This is a genomic window from Parahoeflea alexandrii (assembly GCF_024105735.1).
GTDB lineage: Bacteria > Pseudomonadota > Alphaproteobacteria > Rhizobiales > Rhizobiaceae > Hoeflea > Hoeflea alexandrii.
Genome location: NZ_JAAAML010000002.1, coordinates 169993 through 187302, shown reverse-complemented (window position 1 = coordinate 187302; position 17310 = coordinate 169993). Strand labels below are relative to the sequence as shown.

Annotated in this window: 18 protein-coding genes and 1 tRNA gene; 4 read left to right on the top strand and 15 right to left on the bottom strand. The window is 62.2% G+C overall.

Annotation, left to right across the window (positions count from 1 at the left end; all coding sequences use genetic code 11):
* Window positions 1-32: 32 nt before the first annotated feature.
* From GTW23_RS10600 to GTW23_RS10545, 12 genes are all read right to left on the bottom strand, one after another.
* Window positions 33-1355: a S41 family peptidase gene (locus GTW23_RS10600; RefSeq protein ID WP_152011221.1), complete on the bottom strand. Its 1323-nt coding sequence runs from the start codon at window positions 1353-1355 to the stop codon at window positions 33-35.
* On the bottom strand, window positions 1345-2727 hold the full coding sequence (locus tag GTW23_RS23500) for a murein hydrolase activator EnvC family protein (protein ID WP_252915728.1): 1383 nt from the start codon (window positions 2725-2727) through the stop codon (window positions 1345-1347). The genes GTW23_RS10600 and GTW23_RS23500 overlap by 11 nt, the downstream gene beginning before the upstream one ends.
* A gap of 184 nt (window positions 2728-2911) precedes the next feature.
* Entirely contained in the window at window positions 2912-3394 is a 483-nt protein-coding gene (gene rlmH / locus GTW23_RS10590) for a 23S rRNA (pseudouridine(1915)-N(3))-methyltransferase RlmH (RefSeq protein ID WP_252915727.1), read from the bottom strand.
* A gap of 135 nt (window positions 3395-3529) precedes the next feature.
* Window positions 3530-3970 carry a ribosome silencing factor gene (gene rsfS, locus GTW23_RS10585; RefSeq protein ID WP_382265204.1) on the bottom strand — a complete coding sequence of 147 codons (441 nt, stop codon included), beginning with the start codon at window positions 3968-3970 and terminating at the stop codon, window positions 3530-3532.
* 70 nt (window positions 3971-4040) lie between these two features.
* On the bottom strand, window positions 4041-4646 hold the full coding sequence (locus GTW23_RS10580; protein WP_152011720.1) for a nicotinate-nucleotide adenylyltransferase: 606 nt from the start codon (window positions 4644-4646) through the stop codon (window positions 4041-4043).
* 35 nt (window positions 4647-4681) lie between these two features.
* A complete protein-coding gene (locus GTW23_RS10575) occupies window positions 4682-5965 on the bottom strand; it encodes a glutamate-5-semialdehyde dehydrogenase (protein ID WP_252915726.1) in 1284 nt (427 codons plus the stop codon).
* A gap of 83 nt (window positions 5966-6048) precedes the next feature.
* Window positions 6049-7170: a glutamate 5-kinase gene (gene proB / locus GTW23_RS10570; protein WP_252915725.1), complete on the bottom strand. Its 1122-nt coding sequence runs from the start codon at window positions 7168-7170 to the stop codon at window positions 6049-6051.
* Window positions 7171-7172: 2 nt separating this feature from the next.
* Window positions 7173-8222: a GTPase ObgE gene (gene obgE / locus GTW23_RS10565; protein WP_252915724.1), complete on the bottom strand. Its 1050-nt coding sequence runs from the start codon at window positions 8220-8222 to the stop codon at window positions 7173-7175.
* A 139-nt stretch (window positions 8223-8361) separates the two neighbouring features.
* Window positions 8362-8889 carry a DUF3833 family protein gene (locus GTW23_RS10560; RefSeq protein ID WP_252915722.1) on the bottom strand — a complete coding sequence of 176 codons (528 nt, stop codon included), beginning with the start codon at window positions 8887-8889 and terminating at the stop codon, window positions 8362-8364.
* Window positions 8890-8967: 78 nt separating this feature from the next.
* Window positions 8968-9657, bottom strand: coding sequence for a GNAT family N-acetyltransferase (locus tag GTW23_RS10555; protein ID WP_252915721.1), 690 nt, complete (start codon window positions 9655-9657; stop codon window positions 8968-8970).
* Between the two features lie 131 nt (window positions 9658-9788).
* Window positions 9789-10058 (bottom strand): 50S ribosomal protein L27, encoded by a 270-nt coding sequence (gene rpmA, locus GTW23_RS10550; RefSeq protein ID WP_252915719.1) that lies wholly within the window; start codon window positions 10056-10058, stop codon window positions 9789-9791.
* A gap of 78 nt (window positions 10059-10136) precedes the next feature.
* Window positions 10137-10760: a 50S ribosomal protein L21 gene (locus tag GTW23_RS10545; RefSeq protein ID WP_152011231.1), complete on the bottom strand. Its 624-nt coding sequence runs from the start codon at window positions 10758-10760 to the stop codon at window positions 10137-10139.
* 328 nt (window positions 10761-11088) lie between these two features.
* Between GTW23_RS10545 and GTW23_RS10540 the strand changes: the two genes are divergently transcribed.
* A tRNA-Ser gene (locus GTW23_RS10540) sits at window positions 11089-11178 on the top strand.
* 312 nt (window positions 11179-11490) lie between these two features.
* Here the strand turns inward: GTW23_RS10540 and GTW23_RS10535 are convergent.
* The 3 genes from GTW23_RS10535 to GTW23_RS10525 are packed head-to-tail and all read right to left on the bottom strand — an operon-like array spanning window position 11491 to window position 14280.
* The gene (locus GTW23_RS10535; RefSeq protein ID WP_252915717.1) at window positions 11491-12123 is read right to left on the bottom strand and encodes a GntR family transcriptional regulator; all 633 of its coding nucleotides are present in this window, start codon (window positions 12121-12123) and stop codon (window positions 11491-11493) included.
* A 43-nt stretch (window positions 12124-12166) separates the two neighbouring features.
* Window positions 12167-13183, bottom strand: a complete 1017-nt coding sequence (locus GTW23_RS10530) for a Gfo/Idh/MocA family protein (protein ID WP_252915715.1) — start codon at window positions 13181-13183, stop codon at window positions 12167-12169.
* Between the two features lie 2 nt (window positions 13184-13185).
* Window positions 13186-14280, bottom strand: a complete 1095-nt coding sequence (locus GTW23_RS10525; RefSeq protein ID WP_252915713.1) for an isocitrate/isopropylmalate dehydrogenase family protein — start codon at window positions 14278-14280, stop codon at window positions 13186-13188.
* Between the two features lie 126 nt (window positions 14281-14406).
* Here GTW23_RS10525 and GTW23_RS10520 point away from each other — a divergent pair, with 126 nt between their 5' ends.
* The 3 genes from GTW23_RS10520 to GTW23_RS10510 all read left to right on the top strand — a co-directional run bounded on the left by GTW23_RS10520 (window position 14407) and on the right by GTW23_RS10510 (window position 17305).
* The gene (locus GTW23_RS10520) at window positions 14407-15411 is read left to right on the top strand and encodes a TRAP transporter substrate-binding protein (protein WP_152011239.1); all 1005 of its coding nucleotides are present in this window, start codon (window positions 14407-14409) and stop codon (window positions 15409-15411) included.
* A 65-nt stretch (window positions 15412-15476) separates the two neighbouring features.
* Window positions 15477-16025: a TRAP transporter small permease gene (locus GTW23_RS10515; protein ID WP_252915712.1), complete on the top strand. Its 549-nt coding sequence runs from the start codon at window positions 15477-15479 to the stop codon at window positions 16023-16025.
* Entirely contained in the window at window positions 16022-17305 is a 1284-nt protein-coding gene (locus GTW23_RS10510; protein ID WP_252915710.1) for a TRAP transporter large permease, read from the top strand. The genes GTW23_RS10515 and GTW23_RS10510 overlap by 4 nt, the downstream gene beginning before the upstream one ends.
* The last annotated feature ends 5 nt before the right edge of the window (window positions 17306-17310 follow it).

The following is a 17310-nucleotide window of genomic DNA, read 5'->3' as shown; positions in this document are numbered from 1 at the left end:
TTTGCAAACGGGGCGGCGGAAAAACGGGATCGTCAGTTCTTGATCGACGCCTGATCCGGATTGGGCGGGAAGGCCGGATCGGTCTTGACGCCGCGCAGAAGGTCCATTGCGTAGCCCAGCTGAACGTCATCCTTCGGATCCGGCGGAACATAGGCGATCGAGCCGGAGCCTTCCTCGTCCTCGTTCTCGCCCTGGATATGGCCACGCAGCGCGCTCTCGCCGGATGGTTTCACACGGCCACGCAGTTCCTCGGGAACCGGCTCCTCGACACGGATGTCGGGCTTGATGCCGGTGCCCTGGATCGAGGTGCCCGACGGCGTGTAATAAAGCGCCGTGGTCAGCCTGAGCGCGGTCTTGGCATCGAGCGGTATGATCGTCTGCACGGAGCCCTTGCCGAAGGACCTTGTCCCCAGAACAGTCGCCCGCCGGTGATCCTGCAGCGCGCCGGCGACGATCTCGGAAGCCGAGGCCGAACCGCCGTTGATCAGGACGATGACCGGCTTGCCGCCTGTAAGATCCCCCGGACGGGAGTTGAACCGCCGGGTTTCTTCGGGATTGCGGCCGCGGGTCGAGACAATCTCGCCGCGATCAAGGAAGGCGTCGGACACGCTGATCGCCTGGTCGAGCAGACCGCCCGGATTGAGGCGCAGGTCGAGCACGAAGCCCTTGAGCTTGTCCTCGCCGATCTCGTCGGAGATCTTCTCGATGGCATCGGAGAGGTCGTCATAGGTCTTCTCGGTGAACGAGATCACCCGGAGATAGCCCAGATCGTCCTCGACGCGGTAGCGGACCGCCTTGACGGCGATGATGTCGCGGACAACCTTGATCTTGATCGGCTGGTCGGCACCTTCGCGCAGAACGGTCAGTTCGATCGAGGTATTGACCGGACCGCGCATCTTGTCCACGGCCTCGCCGAGCGACAGACCGCGAACCGGCTCGCCGTCGATTTCGGAGATGAAGTCACCGGCAAGGACCCCGGCACGGGCGGCAGGCGTCTCGTCGATCGGGGTGATGACCTTGACCAGCTCATCCTCCATGGTGACCTCGATGCCCAGTCCGCCAAATTCACCGCGGGTCTGGGTCCGCATGTCATCCGCGGCTTCCTGGTTGAGGTAGCTCGAATGCGGATCAAGCGAGGTGAGCATGCCGTCGATGGCTTTCTCGATCAGCTTGTCTTCCTCCGGTGGGGTCACATACTGGGCGCGGACCCGCTCGAAGACATTGCCGAAAATGGCGAGCTGACGATAGGTTTCGGTTCCTGCCGCGTTGGCGGAACCGCCATAGGAGTTGATCGCGCTCACGGCGGTTGCGCCCATCAGAGCGCCTACTGCCAATAGTGTCACCTTACGTATCATTGCTTGCCTTTCTTGAAGACATATCGTCGTTCCACCACAACCGCGGATCGACCGGTTGACCGTCTTTCCTGATTTCAATGTAGAGCGTTGGACGCTCCGATGCCAGCGACAAAGCCGCAGAACCTGCAAATCTCGTCTGTCCCATGGTGGCCACGGGCTCGCCGGAAACCACGAAACGCCCGGCTGCGACCTTGATTTGTTCCATTCCGGCCAAAACCACGTGGTGGTTTTCTCCGGTATCGATGATAACCACCTGGCCGTAGCTGCGGAACGGGCCGGCATAGGCAATCCAGCCATCGGCCGGGGCGTGTACGGTCGCGCCCTGATCGGTGGCGAGAACCTCACCCGCAAGGGTGTGGCCGGTGCCGTCATCCGCACCAAAGTGACGCACGGTCTCTCCCTTCACCGGATGCGACAGCGTGCCCGACAATTTCGAGAACTGATATGCGGGCATAATGCGGTTTTTGTCGGGCACGGCGACGGCGGCGAAGGCGCGGGCGCGCTCGAGCCGTTCGGCGAGCTGCCGCTGCCGCTCTTCCTCGGCCTTGCGGGCGGCTTCGGCAGCTTCCCTGAGCGAGACGATTTCCTCGGCCAGCGAGGCGATGACCGATTCGAGCTCGCTTGAGCGCACTGAAAGCGCCTCGGCCCGCTGGCGCTCGCGGTCCAGCCGGCGCTGGCTTTCTTCCTGCAGGGCAGCCTTTTCCGCGGCGAGGTTGGCAAGACGCTGCTCCTCGGCGGCGTTCTGTTCAAGCGCTGCGGCAAGCGAGACCCGCTCGCTGGCAATGGCCTGGCGCAGTGTGGCCAGTTCTTTCAGGTCAGCAGCAAGGGCGGCCGTCTCGGCACGGATCTCGGGAACCACAGCGCCGAGCAGGATGGCGCTCCTGACCGATGAGAGCGCATCCTCGGGGCTGACCAGCAGCGCCGGTGGCGGATCGCGGCCGATGCGCTGCAAAGCCGCGAGCACTTCGGCCAGTACGGAACGGCGTGACAGAAGCGACAGCCGTACCGATTCCTGTCGCTCAGACAGGCCGGTCATGGATTGTTCGCCGGCTGTGATTCGCTGGTCCAGATCCGTCCGCCGGGCCGCCGTTTCGGTAATCTTGCGATCTAACTCCTGCTGGTCGGCCCGAAGAGCCGCGATATCGCCTTCCAGGGCCGCGAGGGCCTTGGCCGCCAGTTCCGCCTCGTCCGCGACGGATCGAAGTTCCAGCCGGCTGGCTTCCTGTTCCTGTTCGAGATCGGACGCGACGCTTGAGGATTCGGGTTCGTTGGCGTCGGTGGCTCGCGCGGGGATCAGCGCAGATTGCGCCAACAGCATGAAGGCGGCCAGTCCGAGCACGAAGGAATTGCGCAGGAACGGGATCACCGACACGCTGCGACCTCGCACAGGGCATGCTGTGCCGGGCGTTGTGTGTGCGGATCGGGAGCTGCGCATTGCGTCACTCTAGCGAATTCCGCGTTAAGGCTCCATGAACCATGATGCCGCGGCGGATCAATTCTTTGAGAGCCATTGATGCCGCGGTGGAAGCCGGCTGTTCGCCGATATCATGCGGCGGTCATGCCCGGTGATAGGGATGACCCGAGAGGATCGTTGCCGCGCGGTAGAGCTGCTCCGCGGCCATGATGCGCACCAGCTGGTGCGGCCAGGTCATCCGGCCGAAGCAGATGACGGCGTCAGCCTTGGCATGCAGATCCTGGTCGAGGCCGTCGGCGCCGCCGATGGCGATGACCAGGTCGCGCCGGCCGTCGTCGCGCAGCCGTGCCAGCGTGTCGGCAAAGCCGGGCGAATCGGGTGTCTTGCCGCGTTCATCGAGAAGAATCAGCGCCGCCCCTTCGGGCATGGCGCGGGTCAGCTGTGCCGCTTCCTCGCGCTTGCGCTGCTCGGCGGTCGAGGCACGGCTTTCGGCCACCTCGATAGTCCGGGCGAAATCGAGCCCGAGCGCGCCGCCGGATTTGGCGAAGCGATCCAGATAGCGGCTGGCAAGCTCGCTTTCTGGGCCTGCCTTGAGCCGTCCGACGGCAAAGAGGGTGATGCGCATGGCAACCGTGTTTCTGTTTCCGGATCAGCGCAACATACCCTGCGGCCGCCCTGTCACGCATGACCCGGGCGGCGCAAACCTGATCGTCGGGACCAGCAGTCGTGAAGGCCTCGGTGGCCGTTCAGTCGCTACCGGTCAGTGCAGCTTTCCGTCTTCGATCTCGGGGGTCTGCCACATCTTCTCGATGTTGTAGAATTCCCTGATTTCGGGGCGGAAAACATGAATGATGACATCGCCAGCATCGATGAGCACCCAATCGCCGGTCGCAAGACCCTCAACCCGCGGATTGCCGAAACCGGCATCCTTCAGGTCGCTGATCAGGCGATCGCAGATCGATGCGACATGACGGCTTGACCGGCCGGAGGCCACGACCATGTGGTCGCCCAGCGCCGATTTGCCTGCAATGTCGATGGCTACGATGTCTTCTGCCTTGGAGTCCGCCAAGCTGTCGCGGACCAGTTCAAGCTGACGCAGAGCGGCCTGCTCGCCGCTTCCCGTTGCTTTCGAGAAACCGCCTTCGGCGTTTCCCTTCGCGTGTTCTGTTCTCAGAGTGGTTCCTTTCCTTGTCCTGAACAGTCCAACAACCGTTGCGCGCTTCAACGCGCGTGCAACGCACCATGAAGATAGTCACGGACAGAGAGGTTTTTCAAGATGCAGCGGTCTTATTCGTGGCGCGCTCATTGCGGATGGCGCTGGAAGACAGCGACGAACGCGGACCATGGATGAAGGTCCAGGCAGGGGCCCTGAGAAAGGGCAGGATCGCCGCGTCGTCTTCATCGATGCGGGCGTGGCTGAAAGTCTTGGCCATCTTCGAGGACAGATAGGCCAGCGTGGAGCCGGGCCTGTCGATCACCGCGATCGGGAAGGTGCGGGCAATGCCGCGCCAGTTCTGCCACTTGTGGAAGTGCCTGAGATTGTCCGCACCCATGATCCAGACAAAGTTGATGCCGGGATTGCGGGCCTTGACGAAGGCCAGCGTCTGGGCGGTGTAATGCAGCTTGTAAGCAGCCTCGAAGGCGGTGACCTTGACCCGCGGACCAGGCGCCATCCGCCGGCTGAGCGCCACGCGTTCGTCGAGGCTCGCCAGATCGTCGTGATTCTTCAGCGGATTTCCGGGCGTCACCATCCACCACAGCTGATCAAGGCCGAGACGGCGCAGCGCGATTTCGGCCACCAGTTCGTGGCCCTGGTGCGGCGGGTTGAACGACCCGCCGAACAGGCCGACGCTCATGCCCGGCTCGACATGCGGCATCTTCAGGTAGGATGGGACCCTGGCGGGTTTTCCGTTCAAGGCCGGATCTGGCCCGTGCCGCGCACGCGGTACTTGAACGAGGTCAGTTGCTCGACGCCGACCGGTCCGCGCGCATGCATCTTGCCGGTGGCGATGCCGATCTCCGCGCCCATGCCGAACTCGCCGCCATCGGCGAACTGGGTCGAGGCGTTGTGCAGCAGGATGGCGGAATCCACTTCGGTGAAGAAGCGCTCGACCACGGCCGGATCCTCGGCAATAACCGCTTCGGTGTGGCTGGATGACCACTGAGCAATATGGTCGATGGCGCCATCAATGCCGTCGACAAACCGCGCTGCGATGATGGCATCGAGATATTCGGTGCGCCAGTCGTCCTCGGTCGCCGGGGTGGCGGCGGGCATCAGGTTGATGACCGCATTGTCTCCGTGTACTTCGCAGCCCGCAGCCGTCAGATCGGCCAGGATGTCGGCTGCAAGCGCACGGTCCATGGCGCTGTCGAGCAGCAGGGTTTCGGCGGCCCCGCAAATGCCGGTGCGGCGCATCTTGGCGTTGACCACGATGGCGCGGGCCATGGCCGGATCGGCGGACTTGTCGACATAGATATGGCACAGGCCCTCAAGATGGGCGAAGACCGGCACCCGGGCGTCGGCCTGGACGCGGGCAACAAGGCTCTTGCCGCCACGCGGCACGATGACATCGACCGTGCCACCCAGACCCGTCAGCAGTTCGCCGACGGCGGCGCGGTCGCTGACCGGGATCATCTGGATGGCGTCGGCGGGCAGGCCGGCGCTTTCCAGACCCTCGACCAGGCAGGCATGGATGGCGCGGGAGGAATGGAACGAGTCCGATCCGCCGCGCAGGATGACGGCGTTGCCGGCCTTCAGGCACAGGGCGCCGGCGTCGGCGGTGACATTGGGGCGGCTTTCATAGATCACGCCGATGACACCGAGCGGGGTGCGGACGCGTTCGATCCTGAGCCCGTTGGGACGATCCCATTCAGCAATGACATCGCCGACCGGATCAGGAAGCGCAGCAATCGCACGGATACCGTCGTTGATCGCGTCAATGCGGCTGTCATCGAGTTTCAGCCGATCGACAAAGGAAGCCGCCATATCGCTTGCGAGCGCGGCTTCGACATCAAGCGCATTGGCGTCGAGAATTGCCTGGCGGCGTGCGGAAATCGCGTCAGCCATGGCGTTGAGCGCGGCATTCTTCTGATCCGTCAGGGCAATCGAAAGCGGTCGCGCGGCGGCCTTCGCCCGGCGGCCGATGTCGGCCATCAGTGCAGCGATGTCAGCTTGGCTCACGGTCTTGTCGAGCATGGCGCTCCTCCCGGCGTGCAATCAGGCAGGTTTCTTACGCAATCGGCGGGACGGCGTAAAGACGGGAGGCCGGTCTGGCCGGTTCAGCCGATAACCATGTCGTCGCGGTGGATCATGGCGGCGCGGCCGGCATAGCCGAGGATGGCCTCGATCTCGGCCGACTTGCGGCCGGCGATGCGGCGCGCCTCGTCGGCGTCATAGGCACTGAGACCACGGGCAATCTCGCGCCCGGACGCATCGCACACGGCGACCGGGTCACCGCGGTGGAAGTTGCCGCTGACGGAGCGGACGCCCGCCGGCAGCAGGCTCTTGCCGGAGCGCAGCGCCTTTTCGGCGCCGGCATCGATGCTCAGCCTGCCTGCGGGTTCGAGCTGTCCGGCGATCCAGACCTTGCGCGCCGACTGCGGTGTGCCGGAGGGCTGGAACCAGCTCGATCGCGCACCCTTGTCGATGGCCGACAGCGGGTGATCGGTCTTGCCCGAGGCGATGATCATGGCGCAGCCGGCGCCGGTGGCAATCTTGCCGGCGTCGATCTTGGTCTTCATGCCGCCGCGCGACAGCTCGGAGCCTGCGTCACCCGCCATGGCCTCGATCTCCGGCGTGATCGCGTCGATGGTTTCAAGAAAGCGGGCGTCGGGATCGAGATGCGGCGGGGCGGTGTAAAGCCCGTCGATGTCGGACATCAGCACCAAGAGGTCGGCTCCGGCCATGGTGGCGACGCGGGCGGCAAGCCGGTCATTGTCGCCATAGCGGATTTCGCTGGTGGCGACGGTGTCGTTCTCGTTGATGATGGGCACCGCGCCATGGCGCATCAACTCGGCCATGGTGGCGCGCGCATTGAGATAGCGCCGCCGCTCCTCGGTGTCGCCCAGCGTCAGCAGGATCTGCCCCGCGACAATGCCGTGGGTTGAGAGGCTAGAGGACCAGGCGCGGGCGAGCGCGATCTGGCCGACGGCGGCGGCGGCCTGGCTTTCCTCGAGCTTGAGCGGTCCAGGGGGCAGGCCAAGCACGGTGCGGCCCATGGCGATGGCGCCGGAAGAGACCACCAGGACCTCTGCCCCGGATTGCTTCAGTTCAGCGACATCGGCACAGAGGGATTCGAGCCATGCAGCCTTCAGACCACTGGCGCGGTCGACCAGCAACGCCGAGCCGATCTTGATGACAATGCGCTTGTGCGCGGCAACGGGTTTGCGATTGCCTGCCATCTTCAGTCTTTCGTGCCGCCCTTGCCGGTGGTCTTGCCGGCCTCTGCAGCGTCATCCTCCGCCTTGGCGCCAACGATGACATCGCGCAGCTCGCGGAGCACACCGGTCATGCCTTCGCTGGTGATGGCGGAGATTTCGTAGGGCGCGCGGCCTGCTGCCTTCTTCAGCGCCCGGACCTTGTTGGCGCGCTCCTTTGCGTCAACGACGTCGACCTGGCTCAGCGCCACCACCTCGGGCTTGTCGGAAATGCCGTGGCCGTAGGCTTCAAGTTCATGGCGAACGGTCTTGTAGGCCTTGGCGACATCTTCCTCCAGCGCGGAGACCAGATGCAGAAGCACGCGGGTGCGCTCGACATGGCCGAGGAACCGGTCGCCGATGCCGACACCCTCATGCGCGCCCTCGATCAGGCCGGGAATGTCGGCGAGAACGAATTCGCGGCCATCGATGGTGGCGACACCGAGATTCGGGTGCAGCGTGGTGAAGGGATAATTGGCGATCTTCGGACGCGCCCGTGTGACGGAGGCAAGAAAGGTCGATTTGCCTGCATTGGGCAGGCCGACCAGGCCCGCATCGGCGATCAGCTTGAGCCTGAGCCAGATGGTTTTCTCCTGGCCTTCGAGGCCGGGATTGGCGTGGCGCGGAGCCTGGTTGGTGGCGGACTTGAAATGGGCATTGCCGAAACCGCCATTGCCGCCGACGGCGAGGCGGTAGCGCTGGCCGATCTCGGTCAGGTCGCAAACAAGCGTCTCGTTGTCTTCCTCGAAGATCTGGGTGCCTGCGGGCACTTTCAGAGTGACGCTGTCTCCGCCCGCTCCGGTTCGGTTGCGGCCCATGCCGTGGCCGCCGGTCTTGGCCTTGAAATGCTGCTGGAAGCGGTAGTCGATCAGGGTGTTGAGGCCGTCGACGGCTTCCACCCAGACATCGCCGCCACGGCCGCCATCGCCGCCATCAGGACCGCCGAACTCGATGTATTTCTCGCGCCGGAAAGAGACGCTGCCGGCGCCACCGTCGCCGGAGCGGATATAGACCTTGGTTTCGTCGAGGAATTTCATCTGGCTTTACCGATCCGGGCTTTCAACGCGAGGCAGCCGGAGCGGCGTGAGCCTCCGGCTTTGGGCGCATCGATAAACGCCCGGAGGCGCGAGGTCAAAGCCTATTGCGCCCCGGTTCGCGGGTTCAGCTCCGGATCCGTCAGGGTTTGATGGCCTGTGCGCCTGCAAGCGTCGGGGCGAAATTGACCTTGACCCGGGCCACCGGCAGCAGGAACTTGGTCACCAGCGCAGTGTTGCGCAGGGTGCCGTCGTCCTTCAGCACGAGCTTGTCGTGGAAGCGGACGATGTTGGGCTTGCCGCCGGGATTGAGATCCACACGGTAGGTGAAGCGGGCGGTGTTGCCAGACAGGCGGACGGTGGTTTCGCCCAGCACGTCTTCGCGGGTGCCGGAATAGGTGTTCGGCCCGGTGCGGGTGAAGACCCATGTCTTGGTGTCGCGCTCGCCGTCGTCGTAGCGGAAATCCTCGCGCAGGGTGAGAACCTTGCCGCGAACATGGCCGGTCAGATCGACGCGGAAGCTGCGGCTGGTGCCGTTGATGGCGCCAAACGAGCCATAGGCATAGGTCTTGCCCTTGAAGAAATCCTCAAGCCTGAGATCGGCGGCATAGGCGGGCGCAGACGTGAAGGCTGCAAACAGCAGGAGAGCAAGAGGGCGCAGAAGGGTCATGGCGAAATCCTTTCGGTGTCATGATCCTTCTACGCCACCCCGTGCAAGCCGGATTGGTCGGGCAGCAAGGTTTTCGAGCTACCGGGTCCTGGTGCGGCTCTCGTTCGACCAGCTGATCAGCGAGACCCAGGTCTTGCGGTCGAGCCGGAACCATTCAACCGCGGCGCTGGCGTTGATGGCCAGAACGTTGATCATGCCGGTTCCCTGGAACTGGAAGCCGCTTTTCTGCAGCACCCGGCGGGAAGCAGGGTTGATGACCCGGCAGCGGGCGTCGATATGCTCGATCTCGCGGGTGCGGAAGGCCATGTCAACAAGGGCGTGGACGGCCTGGGTGGCGATGCCGCGCCCCCAAAACGGCTCACCGACCCAGTAGCCCAGTTCAAGCGCCTTTCCGTCCGAGGCGGTTTCCAGCGAACAGCAACCGAGCAACTTGCCGGTTTCGGTCTCGGTGATGGCATAGACGCAATTGCCATTCCCGCGTTTGGCGGAGGCTCGCACAAAGGTTTCGGCGTCCGCGCGGTTATAGGGGTGCGGAATGCGCGATACCATGGTGGCGATGGCCGGATTGTCGGCGAGAATGGCAATGGCGTCGATGTCCTCGGCGTGGGGCGCGCGCAGGACGAGGTGTTCGGTCAACAGAACGGGGCAGTCATAGCTTGACGCGGTCCGTTCGAAGCTTTCCGTGTCGCTCGCGCTCGTACAGTCACTGAGGTTGTCTCTGGGTGCCCGCGCACTGACGCTAGGGCTGCTGGGTGTATCCTGTCTCATGGTCGTTCTCCGGTTCTGGACAAAGAAAAAGGGGAGATGGCGTCCCATCTCCCCTTTTTTCGTCCGGTGTTCCGGAGGTGCCTTGCAAGGCCCGGGTCGATGAGACGCCGGCTTGCATAATGCGATCCGGCTTATTCCGCTGCTTCGGCTTTCGCGATAACGGACACATAGGTTCGGCCGTTGGCTGTCTTGCGAAAGTCAACATTGCCCGGCTCTACGGCAAAAATGGTGTGATCCTTGCCGATGCCGACGCCAGTGCCCGGATGCCACTTGGTTCCGCGCTGACGAATGATGATGTTGCCTGCAATGACAGCTTCGCCGCCGAACTTCTTCACGCCGAGACGCTTGGAGTTCGAATCGCGACCGTTGCGCGTGGAACCGCCAGCTTTTTTGTGTGCCATGGGTCTGCTCCTGTTCCGCCCTCAAGGGCGATTGTCTGTTTGCGGCTTTTGGCCGCCAGGGCCCGAACGGGCGGTTGATTACTTCGCGAGAGCCTTGGCCTGCTCGCGCCAGTCCGAGATCTGGTCGGCGCTGAACGGCATGGCTTCGTCGATGCGGGTGATGTCGGCGTCGCTCAGAGCGGCAACCTGGGCAAAGGTGGTGATGCCCTGCTCGTTGAGCTGACCGGCTGCGACCGGGCCGATGCCCTTGATCTTGGTCAGATTGTCGGGCTCGCCCGCCGGGGCGGTGAACAAGGGTGCTGCGGTTGCGGCGGCTTCGGTCTTTGCCGGAGCTTCTGCCTTGGGTGCAGCTTCCTTCTTGGCGGCAGCCTTCTTCGACGGCTTGGCGCCACCGGTCAGGATGTCGGTGATCTTGACGACGGTCTGGTGCTGACGGTGACCGCGAATGCGCTTGGAGTTCTGCCGGCGGCGCTTCTTGAAGGCGATGACCTTGCGGGCGCGGCCCTGCTCGACAACTTCGGCAACGACCATGGCGCCTTCGACGAAAGGTGCGCCAACGGTTGCGCCGGCGCCTTCGCCGACCATGAGGATTTCGTTGAACTCGACGGTGTCGCCAGCGGCGCCCTCGAGCTTTTCGATCGTCAGAACGTCATTGGCGGCGACGCGGTACTGCTTGCCACCTGTTTTAATGACTGCGAACATCTTTTGTCCTTTCGTGTTCGTCCGGCTCTCGCCTTGCGGCGGGCCGTCTTTTTGCCAGTCGGAACGGATCGGCCGGGTCCAGCGGGGGACACTGCCGGGTGAAGCCTGCCAGGGATCCGCTCCTGCGGTTTGCCCAGACAAAGGCCAACGGCGCAGGAAGCCCCACGCCGCATTCGGGTCGCGAGATACGTGAGACGGGGTCTTGAGTCAAGCCAAATTGGCGGTTCGGCCCGGTTTGGCAGCAGACAGGCAAACTTCCCTCTTGTGCAACAGGCGCTGCGAGGTTATGGAAGCGCCCGCGCAGTGATGCTGCGCCGACCAAAGACGCGGAGAGGTGGCTGAGTGGTCGAAAGTACCGCACTCGAAATGCGGCGTGGGGGCAACTCCACCGTGGGTTCGAATCCCACCCTCTCCGCCATTTGCCCCTGAAGACATTGAAAACACTCAACTTGTTGAGTTTCAGGGATTCGCAACTGCTGTTTTGGTGCACAAAGGCGGTACACAACGCATTGGGGCGGACATTATCATGTGGCGCGAAAGACGCCGCGCTCACAGAAAAGGGCAGCGCTTGTGCGTTTGCCGCCGCATGCGGCACGCGTCCATATTCTCGAGAATGGAGCCAAGTTCTCGGCCACAACCGATGACCGATATTCAGCCGTCTTCCCGGTCGGGACCGTCTCGCGAATTTTAGTCACTGCGGCCTTTGCTCGCCTTCGCAGCAAGTGCCAGTTCAGACCCGGCGAAGCCCGTGCTGGTTCAACAGATTTATCAGCATGTCTTTTGCTTCGGTCCTGTGCCGCCAGTGGATCTTCCGTGCAGCCGTGGAATCACCCTTGGCTATGGCTTCGTAGAGCGCGCGGTGGTCCTCGTTGGATTTCTTAGGCATCGGCCGCATGTGCAGCGTCAGGGCTCTCGCTCGCCGGACCTGGTCGTTGAAATTGGAAACGATGGTCTGGATCCTCTTGTTGCCGCCCAGGCGGACCAGCTCGTCGTGGAAGGCGGCGTCGGCGCGGGCCCAGCCTTCACGGTCATTGGCCGCGACACTGGCTTCCATTTCGAGTGTGGCCGATTTGAGCCGGGACAATTCCTGTTCGGAATAATGGGCGTCGGCGGCAAGCGATGCGGCGAGGCTCTCGAGTTCGGTCAGCACCTCGTAGATTTCACGCATGTCATCGGCGGACAGGGCCGATATCCGGACGCCCTTGCGCGGACGGACTTCGAGCAGTCCTTGCGATTCGAGAACAAGTGTGGCCTCCCGGACCGGTGTTCTCGACATTCCGAGTTTTTCCGCCAGTTCGCTTTCAAGATGATCCGATCCAGGAGGCAGTTCGCCCGCAAAAATCAACGCTCTGAGTGCATCCACCGCCCGAATGCTGTGAGACTTTGACTTTGCTTCCACGGACACTCTAGACCCCTTCTTTCCGACCCTCGCTTGCTGACCGGTAGATCGCTTCCTCGATCTCTATAACACGAAGATAATCGGCTGCAGTATTTTCGAATGGTCGCCCTTCCAGCAGACCATCGACGACATGACGCTGAAGCGCAAACACGCAATCGCCGGCAAAGCCGCGCCATGCGATTGGTTCCTGCAGGGTCCGGGTTGCATTCTCGCCGAAGGGGCGGAGATGCAAGGCGCCGTTGCCGGACAGGGTGATCGTTCCGGTGGTGCCTTCCAGAATTGCCTCTCCCAGAGTGGTGCGGGTGTTCTCGGCTGCATGATCGAGATGCCGGTTGCCGTCGAAGATGGCCCGGACGCCGTGATCGAAATCGAAAATGATGTAACCGGCATCCTCACCTGCGATCACCGGGTTCATCTTTCTCAGATCGGCATAGACTGCCCGGATGTCCCCGAGCAGAAACCGGAAAGTGTCGATCCAGTGCACCGCGGTTTCGTGGACGAGAAAGCGCTCCATCTTCTGAAAATAGGGCTGGCGCGAGAGATAGGCTTCGGGACCCTGGCCGTCGCCTGTGCGCAAGCGAAAGGTCAATTGATGGACATCACCGATGTCGCCGGCGGCAAGGGAACGGGCCATCTCCCGGTACCAGGGCTGGAAACGGAAGTTTTCGTGCACGATCAGCGGAACCCCCGCTTTCGCAGCAAGAGAGACAGCAGTCCTGGCTTCCGCAAGGGAGGCGCAGAACGGTTTCTGGCAGATGATGGCCTTGACGCCATGATCAAGCGCAACCCTGATCGTGTCCAGATGGGTGTGAGGCGGTACGATGATATCGAGAAGATCGGGAGACGTCGCTTCGAGCATCTGTTCGAGATTGATGAACGCCGGATGGCCAGACGGCCGGGCCTTGTCGATGTTCCGGTCGGCAATGCCGACCAGTTCCACCTCTTCAATCCGTTCCCAGGCGTCGAAGTGAAACTGGCTGAAATATCCCGCGCCCAGACAGGCGACCCGCAAGGTTTTTTCCACGATCACGCCTTTGCTGTGATTTCTTCCAGAACCGCATCAGCGGCGGTTTCCGTGCTGCTGGTTCCGCCAAGGTCGCGCGTAAGGACGCTCCCATTAGCGACCACCTTGTAAACGGCGTCGCGCAGTAAAGCTCCATCGGAAATCATCTGCTCGATGTTGTGCTTTGTGCCCAGCCAGTCAAGCATCATGGCGGCTGACAGGATCATCGCGAATGGATTGGCCAGGCCCTTGCCGGCAATATCCGGTGCGGAGCCATGGCACGGCTGAAACACGGCATGCTTATGCCCGATATCGGCTGAGGGAGCCAAGCCCAGCCCGCCCATGATCCCGGCTCCGAGATCCGACAAGATGTCGCCGAACATGTTCTCCGTCACCATGACATCGAAGAGCCAGGGTTTTTCAACCATCCACAACGCGGTAGCGTCGACATAGGCATGGTCGGCGGTCAGCTGGGAATAGTCCCTGGCAACGCTATCGAAGATCTCGCGAAAAAAGGCGAAGGCGCGAAACACGTTGGCCTTGTCGACGCAGGTTACCCGGCCCTTGCCGGTGCCCAGCGCCTTGCGTTGTTCGGCATAGTCGAAGGCAAAGCGGAACAGCTTCTCGCTGGTCTTGCGGGTGATCAGAAGAGTCTCGCGCGCTTCATCACGGGTGACCTCGCCCTTTCCCTTCGAGTGAAACAGGCCTTCGGTGCTTTCCCGGATCAGCACGAAGTCGATCGTCTGGCCGCCCGACAGCTTGAGCGGGGTAGGTTGGCCTGGAACCACCCGAACCGGGCGCACGCCCGCAAACAGGTCGAGCTCGATTCTCAGATCCAGTTGTGGCGAGATCTCGGTCCCGTCCTTGTAGCGAACGGAGGGCAGCCCCATGGCTGCAAGCAGGATGGCGTCGGCACGACGAGCCGTTTCCATCGAGGCGGACGGCAGCGCTTCACCGGTTGCGGCGTAGAGGGCGGCACCGGCCGGGGCCATGGTGAATGCAAGCTGGTAATCATCCTGCCCGTTTGTCAGGGCTTCCAGGATGCGGATGGTCGGCGCTGTGATTTCCGGCCCGATCCCGTCGCCTTCGAAAACCGCGATTTCGAATGATTGGACCATGAATTTCCCCTGAATGATGAACCGGTAACTGTGGCACCGGATCTGGCTGCAAAACGAATTTGACAATGAATTTTTTAATGTATACGTTAAATAATTGCAACACGGTTTTTTGCCTGGGAGGAAAACATGAATACTCTGATCAAGACGCTGGCCGTCACCACCGCATTGATGGGTGGGTTCGCCACATCAGCGCTCGCTCAAACGGTGCTGAAGTTCAGCCACACCGACAATCCCGGCGGGTCCCGCCAGGCGGCGGCAGAGGTTTTTGCCGAGAAGGTCAAGGAGTACACGGAAGGCCGGTATGAAGTCCGTATCTTCCCCGCTGGCCAACTCGCCAATGACCCGAAGGCCATCGAGCAGCTGCAGCTCGGTGGTGTTGATTTCACGGTTTCGGCGACGGGTTCCTACGCCACGCACCTGACCTCGCTGAACCTCACCGCAATGCCGTTCCTGGTTGATACCTATGAGCAGGGTTGGGAGTTCTATGACAATTCCGAATGGCTCAAGGGCGAATTTGCCAAGCTGCCGGAAGTCGGTTTCCGGGTGCTGTCGACCTGGGAAGCCGGTTTCCGCAGCTACACCACCAAGGACCCGCTGACATCACCCGCGGATGCGGTCGGCAAGAAGATGCGCGTGTTTCCGAACGACATGATCCGCTGGACCATGGAAGCCGTCGGCTTCCAGACCGTGGTGATGCCGATCACCGATGTGTATCTCGCAATTCAGCAGGGTACGGTCGACGGTCAGGAAAACCCGGTCGATACCATCAAGTCGCTCCGCTTCTACGAGGTTGCGCCCTATATCACCCTGACGCGTCATGTTTACAGCCCGCTGCCTTTGACTGTGTCTGAAAAGACCTGGCAGAGCTTCTCGGATGCAGACAAGGAAGCCTTCAGAAAGGCGGCCGCCGATTCTTCCGCGTTCAGCCGCGATCTGGTCAAGAACTCGGTCAATGCGCAGCTTGAAGAAATGACAGCTGCCGGCGCCAAGGTTTCAACACCTGAAATCGGACCGTTCCGCGATGCTGTCGCATCGGTCTATGACAAGGCGCGGGATGTCTATGGCGCGGAGGCCGTTGACAAGGTTCTGGCCGATGCTGCCAAAATCCGCGAGATGATGCCGGCGAAATAGGTTTCGTTCTGTCTGCAACCTGTATCAGGGCCTTCGGGTCCTGATCCTTTCTCCGGGAATTTGGCATGGACTACAGGGCAATCTATCCGCTTCCGCTGCGTCTTCTCTCCAGCCTGATCGACATGATCCTCGTACTTGGCGGGCTGTCGATCGTGACACTTGTTTTCGTCAATGCAACACTCAGAGGCGCTGCAGGGTTCGATCTGGCCTGGTCGCTGGAAGTGACAGCGTTCCTTCTGCTCTGGACGACATTTCTCGGATGCGCGGCAGCGATTGCTCGCGGCGCGCACATGCGCGTGACTGAAATTGTCGAGCTGTTTGTGCCGCAAGGCGCGCATCGTTTTCTCTTGGCCGCGATCAACATCGTGGTGCTGGTGATGATGGCGAGCCTGATTTTCGAAGGCTACTCGATCTCAAGTCACACCTGGGCGCAGCGGACAACGGTGCTGTATTGGCCGGTCGGCTTTCTCTATGCCTCGATGCCGGTTGGCATCGCGCTGTCGCTGATCTTCCATCTGTTCAATATGGTGCATGACTGGCGCTCGCCGCCCGATCGCCAGGATCCGCCGATTGCGCATCATGTCGATGGCGCCGACACGGGAGCCGTGCTGTGATCCTGCTGTTTGTCGTTGCGGTGTTTCTGATCACCGTGTTTCTGGGTATGCCGCTGGTCTGGGCGATCCTGCTAACCGCCGTGCTGCCGATCATTGTTTTTGATCTGGGCTATCCGCTGCAGGCGCTTTACCTCAATTTCATTGGCGGGGTTGAGCCCAATCATTTCCTTGCCATTCCACTGTTCATCGTTGCCGGCGAACTGATGAGCCGCGGCGGCGTGGGCCTGCGCATTATCGGCTTCGCCCGGGCAGCCTTCGGCTTCATGCCGGGCGGGCTGGGCATGGTCGTGGTCGGCGCCTCGATGATCTTCGGCGGCATTTCCGGATCGGCCATCGCTGACAGTGCGGCCATCGGCTCGGTGATGATCAAGAACATGGCCAGAGAAGGTTACAACAAGGCGTTTGCCGCCGGCCTCGTGGCTGCCGCGGGCACCATCGGAATCATCATTCCGCCCTCGATCCCGATGCTGATCTATGGCTTTGTCGGCAATGTTTCCGTCGCCGATCTGTTTCTCGCCGGCATGGTTCCGGGGATCATGTTCGGCGTGGCTTTCATGGCGGTCTGTTATTATGTCGGCAAGTCCACCGGCTGCGATCCCGGGGGGCGCACCACCACGCGGGCTGAATTGTGGAGCTCCTTTGTTGGGACCGCGCCGGCGCTGTTCATGCCGATCCTCATTCTTGGCGGCATCTTCAGCGGCTGGGTAACGCCCACCGAAGCGGCCGCCCTGGCCGTTGTCTACGGGCTGGTAGTGACGATCTTCATCTACCGCGATTTCCGGATCAGGGATCTGCCGCAACTGATGATCGATGCGTTCGTGACCAGCGCCACGGTGATGGTGGTGATTGGCGCGACAACGGTTCTGGGCTGGCTGATTACGCTCGAGCAGATGCCGCAGGTGCTGGTCGGTTTTGTCCAGGACCTGTCCTCGAGCCCTTGGGTGTTTCTGATCCTGGTCAATCTGGTGTTGCTGGTTCTCGGTCTGGTGCTCGATCCGGTGCCGGCCATCCTGCTGACCGCGCCGCTGTTCCTGCCAACCGCGCAGGCCTTCGGGATTGATCCTGTGCACCTCGGAGTGATCATGACCTGCAATGTCGCCGTTGGTCTGTTTACGCCGCCCGTGGGTGCCACGCTCTATGTCGCCTCGCGAATATCAGGTGTCGGGGTGCTTTCCATCGCCCGCAGAATGGGCATGCTGTATTTCGCCGCCATCTGTGCGCTGCTGCTGGTCACCTACGTTCCCGCGGTCTCCATGACGATGGTCCATCTTTTCCGCTAAGTGAG